The sequence below is a fragment of the Paeniglutamicibacter kerguelensis genome (genome assembly GCF_017876535.1).
Taxonomy (GTDB): Bacteria; Actinomycetota; Actinomycetes; order Actinomycetales; family Micrococcaceae; genus Paeniglutamicibacter; species Paeniglutamicibacter kerguelensis.
Genome location: NZ_JAGIOF010000004.1, coordinates 368059 through 388226, shown reverse-complemented (window position 1 = coordinate 388226; position 20168 = coordinate 368059). Strand labels below are relative to the sequence as shown.

Genomic DNA, 20168 nt, shown 5'->3' with positions numbered 1-20168 from the left:
AGGTCGGCGCCGGGCCCTGCAGTCAGCTACTTGTCGATCTCCGGGCTCATGGTCTGGACGAAGGCGCCCGCGCCGCCGACGCACAGGTAGCCGCGTCCCGGGGTGACAGCCACCGGCGCGCGGCGCGGCAGCGTGATGCCCAGCAGCTCCCCGTCGTAGTCGACGTCGGGCTGCAGCAGCACGCCGCAGCGGGACTTGCGCACGGTCTTGGTCCAGTGCGCGTACAGTCCGCGCAGGTCCGCCGAGCGACCCGCGGCGATGACGCGCAGCTGCCCGTTTCCGCTGGCCAGCAGGCCGGCCAGCGACTGGTCGGAGTCCTCGAAGCGTTCGGCGTCGTCGACCAGCAGCACCACCGGGCCGCGTTCCAGCCTGATGCCCGCCAGCAGTGCCGGCAGGTCCTCGGGGCCGACCGCCAACCGGTCGAGGTCCGCGCCGGCCAGCGGCGACCGCCTGTCGCAGGCGCCCCAGATGGCCACGGGGTTCCCCGCCGCCGAGGCCGCGCGCAGGGATTCGACCAGGGCCAGCAGCAGCGTCGACTTTCCGCTGCGGGCGGGCCCGGCGATGAGCACGTGTTCGCCCTCGTAGACCTCCAGCAGGGCCGGGGCCAGGTCCTCCTCGCGCAGGCCCACGGGAAGGTGCCACGGTTCGGCGCCCAGCGTGGCAACGGCGCCGACCTCGCCCACGCCGAGGTCCTCGGGAAGGCGTCCGATGGCTGCCGCCTTTTCGGCGCCCAGCGGCCAGCGCGCCGCGACGCGGCCCACCGCGGCGGGCAGGTCCGTGGCCGGGGAGGCGATGTGCATCTGGCGCAGTGTTCCGGCATCGACGCACCTGCCCGGCACGGGCGCGGGGATGTTCTGCCCGCGGACCCCCAGCGCCGAGTAGTCGTAGGGGTCGGCCAGCCGGTAGAGCCACTTCTGGGTGGTGACCTCGTCCATGGCAGAGGGCACCGCCTTGGCGCGGGTGGTGGACACGGCGAACCAGAGGTTCAGGGCCGGGCCGTCCGCGTAGGCCCGGTAGAGGGCATCGAGCAGGGCCAGACCGTCGTAGTCCTGGAACTCGTCGCGCAACGTGGCCAGGCCGTCGATCAATACCAGGGTCGGACGCCTGTCGGCCTGATCGGCGCGGCGCTTGTCCAGCTCGGTGCGCAGGTGCCGCAGGAACCTGGCTTGCTGTTCCGCCGCCCCGGGGCCGGAGCCGACGTAGGCGAGGGTGTGCGGCAGGTCCGCGAGCGGGGCGAGGGCGCGCGAGCCCAGGTCCAGCACCAGCAGGTCGAGCGCGTCCGGGCTGGTTTCCGCGGTGATGGCCAGCGCGATCGAGGCCAGCGTGGTGCTGGTGCCGCTTCCGGTGATGCCCAGCAGCATGAGGTTTCCCTGGGCCAGGTCCCAGCCGGCGGCGGATTGCCGCTGCAGCTCGGGCTCGTCGGCCAGCGCCACCCGGATGGTGCTGCCGTGCACGCCACCGACGCCCGGCCGGTTGGCGTCCGGCTGCCCGGCCGTCGCGGGGGTTTCCGCGTCGGCATCGGCCTCCGCGGCGAAGCCGGCGAGGTCCACGCGCGCACCGAGGGCCTCCGGCCAGATGCGCCGCGGGGCGCCGAAACCGGCGTCCGCGTGGGCCTCGCGGATGGCGTCGATGAGCAGGTCGAGGTCGCTGACGTCGGACTCGGGTCCGCGGGCCGCGCGGCGGCGCTGCACGGGCATGCCCAGCGGGCCGACCTCCAGCAACTCCAGCGCGCTGGCCTCCTGGTGGGAGGCGCGGCCCGTGACGAGGGCCGTCTGCACCGGGGTGATGTCGTCCTGGCCCAGCTTGATGAAGGCGCGACCGGTCTGGGCACGCCCGATCCCGGCCGCGGCAGGCACCCCGATCACGTTGGCGGAATCGTCGCGGCTCTGCACACGCAGTGCCACCCGCAGGTTGGTGTTGGCCAGGATGTCGTCGTTCACGACGCCGGCCGGGCGCTGGGTCGCCAGGATCATGTGCACGCCGAGCGTGCGGCCCACCGCGGCGACGGACACCAGCGAGGAGAGCACCTCGGGGAAGTCCTTGGCGAGCATCGCGAACTCGTCCACCACCAGCAACAGGCGCGGCATGGGTTCGGCCGGGTTGGTGGCCAGGTAGGCGTCGAGGTTGTCGATGTCCTCGCCCGCCGCGGCAAAGACCCGCTGGCGGCGCTGCATCTCCGCCTCGAGCGAGCGCAGCGCCCGGTCGGCCAGCTGTTCGTCGAGGTTGGAGATGGTGCCGATGGTGTGCGGCAGGCGTTCGCAAGCCTGGAACGCGGCGCCGCCCTTGAAGTCGATGAGGATGAAGTTCAGCCGGGTCGGGTCGTTGCGGGCCGCGAGGCCGGCGACCAGGGAACGCAGGAACTCGCTCTTGCCCGAGCCCGTGGTGCCTCCGACCAGGCCGTGCGGGCCGTCGGCCACCAGGTCCAGGGTCAGCGGGCCGGACTCGGAGGTGCCGATCGGGGTGGAGAAACCCCTGGCGGAGGACCACAGCGAGCGGATCGACGCACCGTCCGGCGTGCCCAGGCCCAGCAGGTCCGGGAGCCTGACCAGCGGCGGCAGGGCCGCGCCGGGCACGGTGAGCTCCGGGTCCTCGAAGCGGGCCAGGTCCATGGCGCAGCGTTCGGCAAGGCCCGGGCCGATGCCGGCAACCACCACGTCGTCGACGTGGGACAGGTCGCCCGGTTCGTGCACGGTTGCGGCTGCATCCTCGCCCAGGTGGATCACCGTGGTGCAGGAGGCCGGAAGCTGCTCCTCGGAGCCGGCGATGACGATGCCGGAGACTCCGACGCGCTGGATTGTTGCGTGTGCCGAGCTGCCCTCGGGGGTTCGTCCGTGGCCCAGCAGTGCACGGGCCGGTGCGTCGCGGCCCTCGGTGAGGACCTCCGAGTCGAGCACCAGCAGCACCGCGGGCGTCGGGTGCCCGTCGATGTTCTCGCGCAGGGTGCGCAGCATCGCGGAACTGCGTGTCCGGTCATCGGAGACCCAGCGTTCCCCGGTGCTCGAGCCCGGCTGCCGGGTGTGCGGCAGCCAGGAGGTCCACGCCCATTCGGCGGCTCGCCCGGCATCGCAGAAGACGCCCAGCGTGAGGTCGGCGGGTCCGGCGTGCACCGTCGCCTGGGCGACAAGGCTGCGGGCCACCGCCAGGGCGGCCTCCCGGTTGCCGACGATGCCCACCACGCCCGCATTGCCCAGGTCCACGAGCACGGGGGCCGCGGGCAGCACGCTCGCCTCGAGCACCTCGCGCACCCGGCCGTCGAGTGTGGTGCCGGCCCGGTCGTCCAGTTCCGGGCGCCACGGCACGTCCCCGACTCCCGCGTTGAGCGCCAAGAATCCCTCGGTGCCGGCCCGCCGCTGCCACAGCAGGGTGGTGGGCATCGCGGCCCGGCGCAGCACCGTGGCGGGGTCGGGGATCTCGGTGCGCCGGCGGTCGACCTCGGCCGCGGCGGCCTCCGCGACGTCGGCGGCGAAATCGTCGATCGCCGACTCGAAGCGGGCCTCCTCTTCCTTGAGGTTCCTGGCCCGCCGGTGTTTCTGCTCGAACCACATGCCGATCGCCATCACCGGGCTCAGCGCGGCAAACATGGCAAAGCGGGCGTCGCCCAGGATCATCACCATGGCGCCGGCGAGCACCAGCGGGGCCAGCACCGTGATGAAGCTGAACTTGGAGGCCGGCGGGACGTCCTTGCGGGTCGGGGCCCCCACCGGATCCGCGGCCGGCGGCCATCCGGGACGCGGCGGCCTGTTGAAGGGGGCGGTTCCCGCGGGCGTGAGGTTGTTCAGCGACCCGGGCTTAGGCGCCCGGCTCTCGGGCACGACCGGGCGCACCAGCAGCGTGGTCCCGCCGATCACCAGGGTGCCGGGGGCCGTGGCAAGGGTTCCGTCCATGTCGACAGGAACCCCGTCGAGCAGCGTGCCGTTGGTTGATTGGGCGTCGCGAATGCGGATGCCCTCGCCCTCCAGCTCGATGCTGGCATGGTTCCAGGAAGCGCTTTCGGTGCCCAGCACCACGTCCGCCTGGGGGGAACGGCCGATGACCAGCGGCCGGTGGGCCGGAATCGGGTGGACGGCCCCGGCCTCGAGGCCTCCGGAGACCGTGACGCTCCACTGCCGCAGCGCGTGAGGCGGCTCGACGGGGGACAGCGAAATGCTGCTTCCCTCCAGCAACAGCAGCTCGCCCAGCGGGGTGTCGGCATGCGCGGCGGTCTCGTCGACGTACAGGGTGGTTCCGGCCGCGGGCAGCGGGGCGCCGGCTGCGGCCAGCAGCTGGCCCAGCGTCGTGGCGGGAGCGTGGCTTTCGATCTCCCGGTCAAATCGCTGGTCGCCCAGCTGGATCAGCACGCGCACCGCGCGCTCCTTTCGTCGAAGTTCGCGCGGCGCGCGTGGCCAGTGAAGGCCAAGGTCAGCTGGACGGGTTTCCCGCGAACCAGGTGGCCGTTGTGGAGACGCTGGCCTTGTTTTCGGTGGCCGGTCGCAACCCGAGGTCCTGCAGCGAGCTGTTCAGCTGGACCGGCTCGCCGGTCAGCGCCTCGCGCCTGGAAAAGTCCAGCACGGGGCCGGCGATCCCGTCGGCGGGGCCGACCTTCAGGGTTTCGAGCGCGGCGCCCACCAGCTTCGGGTCGTTGCTGCCCGCCGCCGATGCGGCGCGCACCAGTGCAACTATTGCATCATGGCTGCGCGAATCGGCGGACCCTGCCACTGCCGCGAACTCCCTGTCGCCGGTGAGGTTCTGGGCCTGCGGATCGCTGGCGAGCACGCGGAGCCCGGCCAGGAAGGCCGACATTCCGCGGCCCGAGGCGTCCGAGCGCAGGGCCACCGCGTCGCCGGTGTCGGCTCCCACGGTGAGCAGCCGGCCCGAAAGCGTGCCGCCGGCCTTCTGCAGGGAAACGGCGAACACGGGGCTTGTCGCCCCGGGGGTCAACACGATCGGAACCGTGACGTTGGCCGATTGCAGGGCCTGGACCGCGATTCCCTGCTGCCAGGCGGTGCCGCTGAGCAGGATCGCGTCGGCGGGGTTCTTCACGGGCTTTGCCGGCTTGCCGTCCTTGCCGTCCTTGGTGGACGGCGTGCCGGTGAGGCGGGCGGCCTCCGCGGCAACCGCGGCGGCGTCGCCACCCGGGGCGACTTCCAAGGTTGAAGCGACGCGGACACCGTCGGGGGAGCCGCCGCCGGCATCGATCAACAGGGTCCGCTCCGACTGCGCAAGCGCGGTGGTGAGCGCGGCGGACATCTGGGCGGGGGTCGGCGCGATGCTCCAGGCCTTGGCCGAGGTCTCGAGATCCCCGGAGAGGTAGGGCAGGATCAGTGGCATGCCCGCGTCGGTTGCCGCCTCGAGGGCGCCACTGACGTGCTTGCCGTCGGTTGCCACGACGATTCCCGCGACGCCTTCCGCGATGAGTTCCTCCACGGCCGCGCGGGCACCGTCGACGGTGCCCTTGTCGTTGCGCGTGGCGATGGCGATCGGCGTGCCGCCCATGTCAAAGCGGCGTGCGGCGACGGCGGCTCCCTGCGCCGCGTCCTTCCATTGCGCGCCGTCACCGGTTTCCGCGCCGAGCGTCACCACGACCCCGATGAGCGTGTCGGCGGGAACGTCCTTGGCGGACAGTGCCACCGGGATGGTGGTTGCCACCGGATCGGCCGGCGTGGGCGCGCCGGGACGCACGACGAAGACGACCAGCGCAATGATTGCAGCGATCGCAACGACGGCACCCGCGCCCAGGGTCACGGCCTTGCGGCGGTTCACTTCTGGGCTCCGATCCGGAAGGCGTAGAGCGTCTGCGACGCGGCTCCGGAGGGGACCTCGAGGTGGAAGCTCGGCAGGGTGGTTGCGGCCTCGAGCGAGGCCTTGAACTGCGCCTGGCGCTGCAGGATCCCGGCAACGTCCTCGGCGCGGATGTTCGCGTAGCCCTGTGCGTTTTGGGTGGCCAGCGCCAGCTGGTAGTCGGCGGTGTCGGCCTTGGCGGCGCTGGTGGCCATCGAGCCGAGCAGGCCCGAACCGTTCACCGTGCGATCCCCGAGGTCGAGCATGACCTTGTTGAGGTCCGCCGCCAGAAGGGTCGAGGCGCCCTCGACATCGCGGGTCGAGGCGGAGGTGCTCTGCTCGATCCCCTCAAGGGAGGTCGCCGTCTGTGCGCTGATCGTGGTGGCCAGCGCGTCGCCCTCCTTGGCAAGTGCCTTGTGCTGGGCGTCCACGGTTTCCTTGGCGCCCTCCGCCACGTCCGCTGCCGTGGTGGCCAGGCCGGCGACGGAGCGGTCGAAGGAATCGACCACGGCTGTTGTGCCCTGGGCTGCCTGATCGGCTACCACCCGGATCTGGCTGTCGATGAGATCGGTGATGTCCGAAGCCGCCTCTGCGGTGGTGTTGCGCAGCGCATCCTTGATGCCGGTCTCGAGATCGTCCTGCTGCTTCTCGAGGGCCAGAAGTCCTTCACCCATCGCGTCGCGGTTCTCTTGTGCGGTCGCTGCCAGGGCCTTGAGTTCGGCGATGCCCTTCCCGACGTTGCCGTTGTCGCCCTTCACGGCATCTTCCAGGTCGTCGACCTTGCCACCGATAGTCTTCAGGCTCGCTTCGGCATCCGTGATGGCTGCGTGCACCGGGGCGTCGGGGATAGAGATGTCCGCCAGGGACGCGACCTCGTCCCAGACTGCCGCCTGATCCTGCAAGCGCTCGTCCATCGGAGCGGGGAATTCCCCAAGGGATGCGGGGACTCCGGCCGGCTCGGTTTCTTCGTCGATGGCGCACGGAACATCGGTCATGTAGCGAAGTACCTTTTCGGCGTCCTTGAGTTCAATTTTCTTGTCTTCAACGAGTTTGCACAGGTCGTCGGCAAGTTTGGCGTTTTGCTTGGCCAGTGATCCGCGGGTGCCCTTGTCGCCGATCGTCTTGCTGTTTTTGGCGGCGAGCCCGTGGATTGAATCGAAGTTGTCCTGCAGGTCTTCCAGGGTCTTGTCGATCTCTGTGCGCAGGCTTTTCAGCGGGGTCCTGGCTTCGCTGATCGATGTCCGGAGCGTGCCGATTGCCTTGTTGACGTCGTCCGCTGACGCAGTCTTGTCCAGCTCGTCCAGCTTGGCGGCCAACTCGTCGATGCCGGCGGAGACATCTTCGTGGCGTGCCAGTGCGCCCGCAAGGATTTCCGGTTTCAGGGCGGCGACCAGTTCGTCGCCCTGCTGGACGAGGCTGACGAGCGCTCCAACGACGGAAACCGAGGAGACGTAGAACGCGCAAGTCATCGAAGGTTCGGTGCAGGTTTCCGCAGTCGGCTTCTCGGGTCCGACTGTGCGTTTCAGCGAATCGGCGACCTCATCGCGGCAGCTTGCCGTCGACTGGGCAAACCCGTCGAGCTGGGCCGACATGAGCACCAGGCTCGAATAGACGGTGGAGGACTTGTCCGACGGGGCGACAACCGTGGAGCAGCCGCTGCCGTTGAGCACCGGACGCGGCGGGGCCGCCTTGGTGTCACCGAGCATGGCGTCGACGGTGCCGACGGTTTGGCTCAACTGCGCGATGGTGGTTGATTCGGTGCCCGATACCGTAGCGTCCAGGTCGGTCTTGAGCGACCCGAGCTGGTCCTTCAAGCCTGACATGGTTCCGGCGAGCGAGTCGGTGCTTTCCTTGAGGTGCGCTGCGGTGCTGACGCCGAGGGTCTTCGACGTGCTCTCGAGGTTGGTGCGTACGTCCGTGATGGTGGCGCCGGCGCGGCCGAGCACGTCGTTGACGTCCGCAATGAGGTCAATGGTCCGGCGCTGGAGCGCGAGCTCCGAGGTCGGGCTGCTGTTGAATGCCGAGTCCAGAACGCCGTCGACGGAGAGGTCGGTGGACATGCCGGGCTGCACCGCAAGGTCGATTCTCGGGGTGTCGAAGTCGGTGACGTCGGCGACGAGACGCAGCGTGGTGCTGGCAGCGGAGGTCGGGGGTGCCAGGAGCGTGGCCCACTGGATGATGGTCTCACCCTCGGGCGAGGCGCTGACAATGCCGTTGGTGCCTGCGGTTTCATCGTCCGATTCGCCGATGATCCGGCTGGGTGCAACGTTGGGGAGGACCGTGGAGGCGGCGATGCTCATGGGTGCGCCCACGAGGGTCGGCGCGGTCCGCGACTGCCCCGCCACGTCAAAGGTCAAGTCCTGCGAGGACACGGTGAGGTTTTCGACGGTCAGTTCGATTTCGACCCTGCCGTTGTAGCCGGCCAGATCATTGAGGTTCGAGCCGGTCTTCTCCGCCGTGCGGTACTGGGTGCTCACACGGACGGGGAGGTCGTTGGCCACCTTGTCCGGTTCATAGGCGGTGTCGACGCTGGAGGAGTTCCCCGTTGCATCATCAACAGAGATGGCAGTCCCGTTGACGGTGGCGATTGCACCGTCGGATGCAAGTGACACATTGACCGATTGAAGGACGCGCGAGGGCGCCCCGATTCCCTCGGGGTCATTCGTGCACGACGTTGTGAACGCCAGGGCTGCAACTGCGAGGATCACGCCTGCGGTGCGGGTTAAGTACGGACTCCGCGTCCGTCGAACTGCATTGTGCTGGCGTGAGCGCGTGCTGGCCACTGATTCCCCTGTCGTGTTCAAATATCCCTTTGAATAATAGGGGGAGCCGCGCGCGAATTGAAAAACAACCCTTGGTTTGGCACGATGAAGGCCACCCCCGCGCGTGATGCTGATCACCGACTGCGAGTTGAAATGGCCGTCATTGAATCTTTGTGTGGGCCTAGTCATGTTGTTAGGGTTATTCGGTTCGAGTCCCTCGGGAGTGCGTTAGCGCGGGGGCCATATCAAGATTCCTGGAGGATTTTTCATGTCTCGTGTTTTATCAACGGAGCAGGCGAAGACGGCTATTCAGCAGATGCAGGCGATCATCAACGGTGGTTTCACCGATCAGATCAGCCAGCTTGACGCCCAGGGCCGGGTCCTGTCCGACCCCAACGTTTGGGACGGCCCGCTGGCTGCCCAGTTCCGCGGTGCGACCTGGCCCGAGACGAAGGTTGCGCTGGACAAGGCGCGGACCGAGTTGGAGCAGCTGCGCACCCAGTTGAACCAGATTTCGCAGAACATCTTCTCCGCGGGCGGCGGAAACTAATCTTGTCCTGAATCGCCCCCGTTGTCGCCGGCGTGGCGTCGGTCTAACGACGGGGGCGGTTTTGTTTGTTCCGAGACCTTCTGGGTTCTCGGATGGCTTTTTGCGAGGATCGACAGGTCCTTGAGGTTGATGAGGGAGATACACGCGTGGCCGATCTGGGACCCTATAACGAGATTGTTAAGTTCGATTATGGGACTGCGGACGCCCTGATTTCGGCGTTCACTGCTGCGGCGGCGGCAATCGAGGCCCAGGCGGGTTCGCGGTCGTCATTCGTGGCGACGGCGGGAACCGAATTCAAGGGTCGTTTCTCGCAGCTGTTCGCGGACAACGCCCGGGTGGCTTCGGCCGACGCCATGGAGCTTTCGGACAGATTGCGCGAAGTGGCCACGGGTGCCCGCAGGCTGAAGGAAGAGGCCCACGCAGAAAGCGAACGGCGCCGGCTGGCCAGGGAATGGAAGCAGCGCCGGGACGAACGCGAAGCGAACTGGCTCGATAGCGCTGTTGACTGGTTCATCGGCGCCGAGGACCCACCGGTCGGACCGCCCGCAAACGAAATAAAGATCGTAACCGCCGCGCCGCGTTCAGGCGTGCGCCAGACCCCGGCCCCCGGCAACGGCGGCGGTGGCGGCGGTGGAGTGTCGGCTGCTCGTCCCAGCGATTTGAGGTCCTTCGCCACCGGCTCGGCGACCCTGAACGCGGAACTCTCCGGCAAACCCGGTGCCTTGCGCGGAAACCTCGCCGACTTCGCGGCACGCTGCACACACGGATCCCTCAGTGCCGACGGTGTGGTGACCGGATTCGAAAGATGGCTGACCGCCAACGACCAGGATGTCTCCTGGGCAAAAACCATCGCCGATGCCTTCGCTGCGGCGGGCGGCGAAGGGAACGTCTCCCAGGTCTCGGACGCGGCGCTGCTTGCGGCCCTGGCCTCGCAGGGAATCGGCGCGGAGCGCCAGGATCTCACGATCGACCTGCCGCAGACCCTTGGCGCGCCTCCAACCACCGGTTACTCAAACGACCCGGTGAACACCTCCACCGGAAACTTCCTGGAAACCGAGGTTGACCTTGGCTTTGCCGGCGCGGCGTCGTCGCTGTCGGCCGCCCGCACCTACAACTCCATGGACGAGCGCGTGGGCGTCTTCGGTCCGGGCTGGGCCTCGGTATTTGAAACCCGTCTGGAGCTCGACGACGAGGGCGCTTCCCTCGTCCTGGCCGACGGGCGCCATGTGCGGTTCCCGCGGCTCGGTGCCGGATGGGACCGCGCAGCCGGCGAAAGCTTCTGGCTGAACAGCGAGACCCCGGCCGGCTCCGGCCCAAGCGACGAGGCGGGCCAGAACGCTTCCGCTTTGTCCGAGGTCTTGGTGGCGAGCAACAACGCCGGATCACGCTGGGTGTTCACTCCGGCGGGAACCTGGCTCTCGGCTGACGCCGGGCCCGGCACCTCGGTATCCGTCCACCGGGATGCCGCTGGTGCCGTCGCCGAGCTGGTTCACGAACACGGCCGCCGGGTGCGTGCCGAATGGTCGGGGGAGCGGATCGTGGTCCTCGCGGCCTCGGATGGACGCCGCGTCGAGTTCGAGTACGACGAGCGCGGTCAGCTGGTTTCGGTCGCGGGACCCGGCGGTGTGCGCAGGTACGGCTGGAACTGCGACGGCCTGATCGATGTAGTCACCGACGCGGCCGGCGTCAACGAGGCGGTCAACACCTACGACGACCACCGCCGGGTGTACACGCAGGTCTCGGCCTTCGGCCGGGTCACCCGCTTCGCCTACCTTCCGAACCGCCTGACGGTCATCTCCGACCAGGACGGAACCCGGTCCAACACGTGGGTTGCCGACGCAAAGGGCCGGCTGGTCGGGATCGTCGACGCCGACGACAACCGGCAGAACATGAGCTACGACAGGCACGGCAACCTGGTCTCCGTCACGGAACGCGACGGCGCCGTCACGGTCCACGCCTACGACCAGCGCGGACGCAAGATCCGCACGGTGACCCCCGCCGGCGCGGACATCAGCTACGGATATGACGACGCCGACCGCCCGGTGACCGTGGTGACCGAGTCCGGCGGGGTCGTGCAGTACGAATACGCCGACGACGCATCGCGGAACCCCTCGCTCATCATCGACCCGGAGGGCGGGCGCACCGAACTCACCTGGCAGGATTGCCGGCTCACCGAGGTCGTCGACCCCGTCGGCGTGCGCGTGCGCTTCGGCTACGACGCCTTCGGCGACCTGGTCACCATCACCAACGCCCTGGGCAACACCGCGACCCTGGAGCGCGACGACGCCGGCCGGGTCACCGCGGCCGTGTCCCCGGGCGGGGCCCGCACCACCTACATCTACGACGGCGCCGGACAGCTGCGCTCCCGCCGGGATGCCGACGGCGCCCTGTGGAAATTCGAGTACGCGCCGGGCGGCGCCCTGGCCGTGGTCACCGACCCGCTGGGCGCGCGCACCGAGATGAACTACGGCTCCCACGGCCAGCTCGCCGGCACCGTCGACCCGCTGGGCCGCGCCGTGACACGCACGCTCGACGACTTCGGCAACCTGGCGGGAATCGAGCTTCCGGACGGTGCCCAATGGCGCTTCGCGCACGACGCGCTTTCGCGGCTGACCCGGATCACCGATCCGGCCGGGCACTCCTGGCAGCGCGAATACGGCAGCAACGGCGAGCTCACTGGGACGATGGACCCCACCGGCGTGCGTCAGGCCTACTCGGTCGACGCCGCGGCCGGAACCGCCACGGTGCAGGACGCCTTTGACCGCAGCAGCATGCGCTTCGACGAGTTCGGCCGCCCCGTGGCGACGGAGCGGGCCGACGGCAGCACCGAGCTGGTCACCTATGACAGGTGCGGCCGCCCGGTGGAAATGGTCGACGCCGAGGGCGGGTTGACCCTGCTGAGCCGCGATGCAGCGGGCCGGGTCATCGAACAGCGATCGCCGGGCGGGGCAAGCACGCACTTCGAGTTCGACGCCGCCGGCCGGCCGGCCGCAAGCACCGATCCTTCGGGGGCGCGCACCACGCTTGAATACGACGCCGAGTCCCGCGTCATTGCCCGCGTCTTCCCGGGCGGCGAAACCGAGCGCGTGCGGTACGACGCCGTCGGTCGGGTCGCCTCCCGGTACACCCCCGGGCGCGGCACCTCCAGCTACGAGTACGACCTGGCCGGTCGGATGGTGCGCGCCAAGGACCCGTCCTTCGGGCGGCGCAGCTTCCGCTACGACGCTGCGGGGCAGCTGGTCGAGGCCGTCAACGGCTTGGGCGGGAAGACCCGCTACGGCTACGACGCCCGCGGGCGGGTCAGGAGCATCACCGATCCGCTGGGCGCCACCACTCGCCGGGCCTACAACGACGCCGACCAGGTCATCGCGGAAACCGATCCGCTGGGCCGGACCACCACCGCGGGCTATGACGAGGCCGGGCGCCAGCTGTGGCAGTGCGACCCGGAGGGCCGCCGCAGCGAATGGACCTATGACGAGGCGGGCCGCCAGACCTCCCTGGTGGTCAACGGGCGTGTGCAGATGCGCATGTCCCGGGACGCCCGTTCGCGGACCATGCTGGTCGCGGACCACACGCGCGCCGACGGCGTCGAGGTCGCGCACCTTCTGCGCTTCAACCGCCGCGGCCAGATGGTGCAGCGGCTGCGCAACGGGGTCGGCCCGTCGTGGGAGTACGACGCGGACGGGAACCGCACCGCGATGGTCGATCCGTTGGGAGTGCGCACCGAATTCGGACGCGATGCCGCCGGACGGGTTGTCACCGTCGGCCACCCGGTCTTCGGGCGGATTGCCTACGAGCACGATGAAGCCGGACGCCTGGTGGGCGCCGTCGCCAGCGATACGGTGCAGGGCTGGGACTACGCAGAGGGGGCCCTGGTGCGCCACACGACGACGACCGTCGACGGCGTGGACGAGACGGTGATTCGTCGCGACGAGGACGGGCGCATTGCCGCGATCCTCGCCAACGGCACCGAGACCCGCTTTGCCTATGATTCGGCGTGCCAGCTGGAGCGCTCGCTGCGCGGCGACGCCGAGGCATCGCAGTGGCGCTATGACCTTGCGGGACGCCTGGTGGCCGAGTCCATCGAAGGCGTGGCAACCGAGTTTGCCTACGATGCTGCCGGCCAGTTGCGTTTGCGCACGAGCAATGCCGGGACCACCACCTATGACTATGACGGGTTGGGTCGCCGGACCGCCGTTGAGGAAGCCGATGGTTCGGCTCGGAACTTCGAATGGTCGGACCGGGGCTGGCTGAGCGCCGTCGCCTCGGAGGCTTCCGGTGGGGAAGTATCGCGCAGCGAGTTGTGGGTTGATGCCCTCGGCGAGCTGGGAGACGTCAACGGCACCGAGGTCTGGTGGGATTCGGCCGAGGCCGCCCCGCGCGTGGTGGCATTGGGTGGCAAGTCCGTGGCGGCGTTGCCCGGCGGCGTGACCGCCGTGGGCGAGACGGTGTTGAACGCCGGCTGGCGCAGCGGCCACGCGACTGATCCGGGTAGCCCGTGGGGCATGTCCGCCGGTGCCGTTGCGGGGTTGCCTGCCGGGTTGAGCGTTAGCGCTTCCGGAGGTGTGCAGGTTGCCGGGCTGGATTGGTTTGGGGCCCGCGCCTATGACCCGTTGACGCGTGGGTTCTTGTCGGTTGACCCCTTGGATCCGGTGATTGGTGCCGGTTGGGCGGGCAACCCGTATTCGTATGCCGGCAATGATCCGTTGCATGCGATTGATCCGTTGGGTTTGAGCGCTGTCTCCGAGGCGGATATGCAGGCCTACCGCGACGGCAACAACGGTGCGCTTGCCACAGCCGGGGACTGGATGGCTGACAACTGGGAGTACTTCGCCGGTGGCGCGATGGTTGTCGGCGGCGGCATCCTGATGGCGACCGGCGTCGGCGGGCCCCTGGGGATGGCGCTAATTGCCGGTGGCGCTGATGTCATTCTCCAGAAGGCGACGACTGGCAAAGTAAATTGGGCACAAGCTGCCGGGTCAACTGTTCTTGGTGCTGTCGGTGGGGCTGCGCCGCTTCTGTTGAAAGCCACGAGAGTTGGCGGAATGGCCGCACAGGCCTCCCTGCGCGTTGCTCCCACGGCGAATTTGGTCAAGTCGTTGGCAGCCAATATGGGCGTCAACGGCGGCGTTGGTGCTGTCACCTCTGTGGGATCCCATGTTTTGGGACAAACTATCGGAGGCGAGAAGATTAGTGCCCGAGGCGTAATAGCTTCTTCCATCGGCGGATTCGTTGGTGGCTCAATTGGTGGTTTGGCTGGACCAGCCGGAGGATCCATAGCTGAACACCTCGGGAAACCGGTTTCATCTTTGGCAGCGAAGACGTCCACGTCCCTGGTAGGCGCAGCGGGAAACATTAGCGGCGTAGCTTCGACTAATCTTGTTGCTGGAGAATCAACCGGCTGGGGGGACTTAGCCTTCGCTGGCGTCACCGGGGCGGGCGTACCTTTCATTCCAATGCCAGATCGAATTACACAGAGTAATTTCGACGCTCTTAGGAGAATTCCGCTTCAGCAGCCAAGAACGTTGGGTGGGACCTTCGTACGATTCGAACAACATAACACCACCGCACTATGGGGTTCTGCAGCAGCTGGCGCCGGTATTGGTGCGGGACTAGATCTAAGTTGGAGTTCCTTTGGTAGCGAATAAGCAGGCAAAAGCATGGCGGTATAAGCCGATGAGCCGATCGGATATCCTCTGGCGATGCGTCATCGTTTTTGTTTCCCTTGCTGTTGCTGTAGGTGGATCCTTGCTGAGTGGCCAATCAGATTTGGTGTTGCTGTTCGGAACCATTTTGGGTGCATTGATCTTGGCCGGCATTTTGGGATTCGTATCCTACGGGGCCCCTTTTACTTTGCTGGCTGCGCTACTTCTTGCCCCATTAGCAGTTTCGCGGTTCGTGCCGGGGTTCGGCAGTGTTCTCGCATCGTGGTTCCTCAGCATTTGGTCGGGTTGGACCATTGGTGCGATGCTGCGTTCGGAATGGGATCGGCGACGTGGTTGTGTAGCCCCGAATTCAAAAGCTCTGAAGAACCACGATGGTGATTCGCTGGAGTGGCGCGTTGAGCGAAAAGCCTTTCGCGAGGCCGGGTACTCGGAGGCAGCGCTGGTTGCCAAGATCCGGTCGCTGGACGGCGACCGGCGCACGCTGGTGAGCGCAACGCGTGGTGAGGCATGCTTGACCGTCGCCGGAAATGCGCAGGGCGCGCTGGTCGTCTGCTTCTCTCCCGAGACCTCGAAAGAAGACCAATGGAGCATGCTGACTTCTCCGGGAAGCGATCCCGGCCAGGTCGACGTGAAGATCGGACCAATGGTCATTTCGCATGCGTCCTGGGAGACCACGACGCTGGAGAAGGCGTTGGTTGCGGCGCACTACTTCCATCTCAAGGGCCGGGCTGACCCGCAGTTGACGTGGTTTAGCTCGCCGACGATTGCTGACTGGAGGACGTTGTCCGCATGAAAACCGGAGAGCGTCGATTGACGCCGGTTGCACGTGTGGCGGCACCTACCCCGCTACGTTATTTTCTTGCTTTCTCTGCGGCCGTGGTTGGCCTGGCGATTCCGCTTTTGGCGGGGTCTCTGCCGGTTCTCGTGGTCCTTTTCTCCGCAATAGTCCTACTGCTCTCGTTAATTTCCGGTGCGCGGCAGGACCCCTACAAGCGCATGATGACCTATCCGCTGGTCATCGGTCTCTCCCTGGTGTTGTTGATCAATTTCGGAACGATCACCTGGACGATTACGGCCTTGGTAGGTTTCGCCGTTCTCGGAATGATCCTCGGGCGTGCACGCCGGGCGGCGAGGCAGGGGCCCGAGGTTCTTCCCGAGCCGAAGACGGACCCGATGGCGGTGCCGGCGACGACGGTGGCGACGTGGGCCATCGGCAAGGACCGTTTCGAGGAGCTTGGCCCCAGCGGGGAAAAGATCGATGAGTTGCTTGGGCGGCTCGACGGTCAGTTCTCGGCCCTTACCCTGCGACGTGGCGCGGCCCGGATGGATGCCGTAGGTATCGCACCGGACGCCGTTGAAGTATACGAGACGGATGACCTTGAATCTCCCGCGTGGAACACCCTGGTTGCTTCGGGACGAACGATGTTGGGCAACGAGATGTCCGCTGCCGGTTCGCCGGACCAGACGGACGGTGAATCGTTGCGTCGAGCGCGGGCGGCGGCACGCCACTTTGCGATGACCGGTTCACGTTCGCGTGATCTTGCTTGGTCTGCGAGCCACCGGGACGGCTGACTCAAGCATGCATCGGAGGTCAGTAAGCCCATAAACTACCGTTTGGCAGGATACTGGTGAGCACATGTTGGCGCAGGCGAAGAATGAGAGATTGAAGTCAAGGACGCTGGTTTGAACATCGAGAAAATGGTCGAAATGCTCGAGGAGTTCTCCGAAATCCTTGCGAAGCACGGTCGGCCCGGTTGGTCCAACGTATTCCGGAACAAGACCGAAGCGCTCAGAACTGCGTCAAATTCGCCGGAGATACGCGAAATCTATGCGGGACTCATTCAATCCTTCGCGGGAGGCCCAGGGAGCTTAACCGATCTGGTCCTTCACCGAAACGGGAAGCCATTGAAGACGGAGAACAACCATTTTGATTTCCTGATGCGGTCCATTCTCGATGCTGCGCATCAAGGCTTGGAAGAACTCGACCAGTGAGCGGATCATCGACGGTTTCGAAGTGTTCTCCCCTGTCGGTTCCTCGATACAGGGTTCGTCGGGTCAACAACGGTCTCTCCAATCTGATGAGGGGTCGTATTTACGATGTGGAAGCCACTCCCGCCGGTGCGACGATTCCGGCATTCCGTGTTCGTGAGCAGAGCCCGATCGGGCTTATGAGCGAAACATCGTGGCCTTCGGTTTTGCTGACGAACGAGCCGCGAATGGACGCCCAGGAGGCACGCCGGCTGGTCGCTCGCGCCGATCGTGCGCGCTGGGCCAGAAATGGCGAAGGCCCGCGAGTTGGTGGGTGGGTGGCATCCACGCCAAATGACGATGGACAGCACTGGCCGGTCGAGGGCACCGAAGCCCGGCGTGCCCTGATGGATGTCCAGTGGCTTGCCGAACGGTTTCGGGAAATAGTTCCGGGTCCACCCTGATTCAGGTTTATGCGTTGATCGGTGCGGGTGACCCCCGTTCCGCGTTGGATTCATTGGCTCGAGCGGTTTGTCTCGAGGAAGTCGCGGTACCTCGGAGGCATGCATTTACCCTCGAGCGTCTGGGTAGCCTGCATGGCGTTGACGCCAACGTTCTGGAAGCCGCCTATGAGTGGGTCCCAGAAGACGATCATGCGTGGGCGTGGGCGCATACCCTTAACCTGCCGAAGATCCGTCAGCGATGGCTTACGAAGCAGCAAGGCGAGGGGCATCGGTTCATGGAGGTTGAATGCACGCCTCCGGGGCAGCGATGGCCGGAGTGGACGAAGCGCGTGAACAACAGCCGGGAACTCATTGAGCCGCTCTTGGGAGCAGAGTTTCAGGGTGATCTCAAACGGACGGTTCTCAGGGATTACGACGGAGGCCTGTACAAGTGGCAGTCGCTGTTCACTGAGGACGTCATTTAGCTCATCGGTTCTGCATCGGGGCCGTTCAACGACTGGCGGGCACGCGCGTCGTATAGACCAACTGAAAGCCACCGCAATCGGGGGCTTTGCCGCTTCCGGCGACGGTAAATGGGTGTGCAACTAGATCTAGGTTGGAGTTTTTTTGGTAGCCAACAAGCAGGAAAAGGCATGGCAATATCCGCCATTAAGCCGGTCAGATGTTATCGCGAGGTGCATACTCGTTCCGGTTGTGCTTGCCATCGCAATCGGTGGATCTCTTGTTGGTGGCCAGCAGGACATGATGCTTCTGTTTGGAACCGTTCTTGGATCCATGTTCCTTGCCGCGACCTTGGCATTCATCGCCATCGGCGCACCGTTTACATTGTTTGCAGCCCTTCTTCTGGCGCCTTATGTCGTTTCCATGTTCGTACCCAATTTTTCCCCGGTCTTTCTGACGCGGTTCCTCTGCACGTTTGTTGGATGGGTTTTAGGTTCGATGCTGCGCTCTGAATGGGATCGGCAGCGGGGGCGTGGAGAGCCGGCGTTGAAGCGTTCCTGTCAGGAAGCGGGCGATTCCTTGGAATGGCGCGTTGGCCGAAAGATCTTTCGCGAGGCGGGGTTTTCGGAGCAGGCTCTGGTCGCCAAGATCCGGTCGCTGGTGAGTGCAACGCGTGGTGAGGCCTGTTTGACCGTCGCCGGAAATGCGCAGGGCGCGCTGGTCGTCTGGTTCTCGCCCGAGCCCTCGAAAGAGGACCGATGGGGCATGTTGACGACTCCTGGAAGTGATCTCGGGCAGGTCGACGTGAAGATCGGGCACATGGTTATTTCGCATGCGTCCTGGGAGACCACGACGCTGGAACAGGCGTTGATTGCGGCGCGTTACTTCCATCGGATGGGCCGGGCTGATCCGCAGTTGACGTGGTTTAACTCTCCGACGATTGCTGACTGGAGGACGTTGTCCGCATGAAATCCGTTCCGCCTAGAGAAGTGACACTGGACGAATGACGCCTCAAGTAGATAGAAATTTGCCCGAGGATATTTCCACCAAGATGCTCTCGTTTGCGAACCATCTTTATCAGATAGGTCTACCTGAGGCCGCCGCTGCCTATGAGGATTTTGCGCGCGAGCTTGATGAAGGCGTCACCCGTGACCGGTTGGGGGAGATTTCCGCAGAAGTGTCGATGTCGCTCAGGGCAGGTCCAATGAGTATCAGTGACCGATATGTAACTAACCTTGATGGATCTCCCGATGAATCCGCTAATGAGAGCTACTTCGGCCTCATTCAGGATCTTCGAAAGTTCGCTCGTTCGAATCTTCGTGGAAAAGGTATTTCTCGGTTCTTTGGCGGTTTCCACTGATGAAACATCAGACTGACGCCGTTCGTTGCCTGGTAGCGAGACTGCCGTGGGCGAGCTGGCGCTGAATGCAGGGGGTTGCGGCGCTCACCCGACGGAGAGGAACAGGCCGCGGGGCGTGGCTGCTGGTGTCATCGCCGGTTTGCCTGCAAATTTACGTACCTGAGTCATGGAAGCTAGGCGAGATTAAAGCAAAATGGCCGATCAAGCAGGCAGCAAATCGTTCAAGAACACGGCCCGGCAGATGCGCAGGTTTGCGCAGTACGTCGACGGAATGCGCCAACGTCAAATGGCACAGATGTACGAGGAAACCGCGCAGGCTTGAGAACGGTGTTACGCAGGAGCACCTATACAGAATTTGCAAGGCCGTGTTGGATTCATTCACTGCGCATGCGGACGGACTTCTCGTCATCTATGTGCAAAAGCCCGAGGGGTCCCCGGATCACGATGAAACCGAAAAGTACTATTCCTTGCTCAAGGAATTCCGGGCGTTTGCCCGTCGGAATCTATGGAAGGCGAGGCTCTCGTGGATACTCGGCGGGTTTCGATGGCGACTAGGTCGCTAGTGGCACAAACCGGTGGCGATTGTTCGTCCGTAAAGCCAGCTGGGTTGCTCCTGATTGACAAGCAGAGTGAATCGTTGACGATGGATCCTGTCGACTGATCCATCGCGTGTGCATGAGGCTGAATTCTCGTTTCCCCTAAGCGTTTCATTCCCGGCCGCTTCGTGGCACGATTCGGCCATGACACGATTTCAGGCTTTGGACGTTCAGGAGTCGATTCACGTTCCCGCCACACGGGTTTGGTTCTTGCTCACGGATTGGGTCGCCGCACCGAAATGGATGCCCGGTGTCGACTCGATGGAGGCTGAACAGCTCACGACGATCCCTGGTACGGTACTTGATTACCGCTCCGGAGAGCATGAACGCCAACTCGTCATCACCGAGCTGCAGGATGGGCAATCCATCACGCTGGCGACCGGCAGCGGGGACATCAGAGTTCTTTACAGCTACGAACTTTCGGAGGGATCGGGGCAAACCACGGTTCGTCTCTTGGTGAGTGTTGAAGCAGCGGCCGAACTCGAGGACGAGGTCGGCGAGCTGCTCGCCGCGATTGCCGATTCGGAATCCGGAACACTGAAGGCTCTGAGAATCTACGCGGAGGCCGCGCCGTAAGACTGAGGAGTTTCTGCTTCCCTCTGTG

At 65.7% G+C, this 20168-nt stretch carries 13 protein-coding genes; 9 read left to right on the top strand and 4 right to left on the bottom strand.

The window, feature by feature from the left end; all coding sequences use genetic code 11:
* Window positions 1–26: 26 nt before the first annotated feature.
* Genes JOF47_RS21070 through JOF47_RS21060 form a run of 3 tightly spaced genes read right to left on the bottom strand, consistent with a single transcriptional unit; the run spans window position 27 to window position 8369 of the window.
* The gene (locus tag JOF47_RS21070) at window positions 27–4343 is read right to left on the bottom strand and encodes a type VII secretion EssC family protein (protein WP_210002599.1); all 4317 of its coding nucleotides are present in this window, start codon (window positions 4341–4343) and stop codon (window positions 27–29) included.
* Between the two features lie 55 nt (window positions 4344–4398).
* Entirely contained in the window at window positions 4399–5739 is a 1341-nt protein-coding gene (locus JOF47_RS21065) for a type 1 periplasmic-binding domain-containing protein (RefSeq protein ID WP_210002597.1), read from the bottom strand.
* On the bottom strand, window positions 5736–8369 hold the full coding sequence (locus JOF47_RS21060) for a hypothetical protein (protein ID WP_342592887.1): 2634 nt from the start codon (window positions 8367–8369) through the stop codon (window positions 5736–5738). Before JOF47_RS21060 ends, JOF47_RS21065 begins: the two co-directional genes overlap by 4 nt.
* 418 nt (window positions 8370–8787) lie before the next feature.
* Between JOF47_RS21060 and JOF47_RS21055 the strand changes: the two genes are divergently transcribed.
* The 5 genes from JOF47_RS21055 (at window position 8788) to JOF47_RS21035 (ending at window position 16727) form a co-directional block, all read left to right on the top strand.
* Window positions 8788–9069 carry a pyrophosphorylase gene (locus tag JOF47_RS21055; RefSeq protein ID WP_210002594.1) on the top strand — a complete coding sequence of 94 codons (282 nt, stop codon included), beginning with the start codon at window positions 8788–8790 and terminating at the stop codon, window positions 9067–9069.
* 146 nt (window positions 9070–9215) lie between these two features.
* Entirely contained in the window at window positions 9216–14717 is a 5502-nt protein-coding gene (locus JOF47_RS22245; protein ID WP_210002593.1) for a DUF6531 domain-containing protein, read from the top strand.
* A gap of 28 nt (window positions 14718–14745) precedes the next feature.
* Window positions 14746–15528, top strand: a complete 783-nt coding sequence (locus JOF47_RS21045) for a hypothetical protein (RefSeq protein WP_210002591.1) — start codon at window positions 14746–14748, stop codon at window positions 15526–15528.
* Entirely contained in the window at window positions 15525–16307 is a 783-nt protein-coding gene (locus tag JOF47_RS21040; RefSeq protein WP_210002589.1) for a hypothetical protein, read from the top strand. The genes JOF47_RS21045 and JOF47_RS21040 overlap by 4 nt, the downstream gene beginning before the upstream one ends.
* Window positions 16308–16418: 111 nt before the next feature.
* A complete protein-coding gene (locus tag JOF47_RS21035; protein WP_210002587.1) occupies window positions 16419–16727 on the top strand; it encodes a DUF6966 domain-containing protein in 309 nt (102 codons plus the stop codon).
* Window positions 16728–17217: 490 nt separating this feature from the next.
* Here JOF47_RS21035 and JOF47_RS21030 read toward each other — a convergent pair whose 3' ends face one another.
* The gene (locus JOF47_RS21030; protein WP_210002585.1) at window positions 17218–17376 is read right to left on the bottom strand and encodes a hypothetical protein; all 159 of its coding nucleotides are present in this window, start codon (window positions 17374–17376) and stop codon (window positions 17218–17220) included.
* A gap of 484 nt (window positions 17377–17860) precedes the next feature.
* Between JOF47_RS21030 and JOF47_RS21025 the strand changes: the two genes are divergently transcribed.
* From JOF47_RS21025 to JOF47_RS21015, 4 genes are all read left to right on the top strand, one after another.
* A complete protein-coding gene (locus JOF47_RS21025) occupies window positions 17861–18577 on the top strand; it encodes a hypothetical protein (RefSeq protein ID WP_210002583.1) in 717 nt (238 codons plus the stop codon).
* Window positions 18578–18611: 34 nt separating this feature from the next.
* Complete coding sequence (locus JOF47_RS21020; protein ID WP_210002581.1) at window positions 18612–18968, top strand: hypothetical protein; 357 nt, start codon at window positions 18612–18614, stop codon at window positions 18966–18968.
* A gap of 193 nt (window positions 18969–19161) precedes the next feature.
* Window positions 19162–19290 carry a hypothetical protein gene (locus JOF47_RS22240; protein WP_281070325.1) on the top strand — a complete coding sequence of 43 codons (129 nt, stop codon included), beginning with the start codon at window positions 19162–19164 and terminating at the stop codon, window positions 19288–19290.
* Window positions 19291–19708: 418 nt separating this feature from the next.
* Window positions 19709–20140, top strand: a complete 432-nt coding sequence (locus JOF47_RS21015; RefSeq protein WP_210002579.1) for an SRPBCC family protein — start codon at window positions 19709–19711, stop codon at window positions 20138–20140.
* Window positions 20141–20168 lie beyond the last annotated feature (28 nt).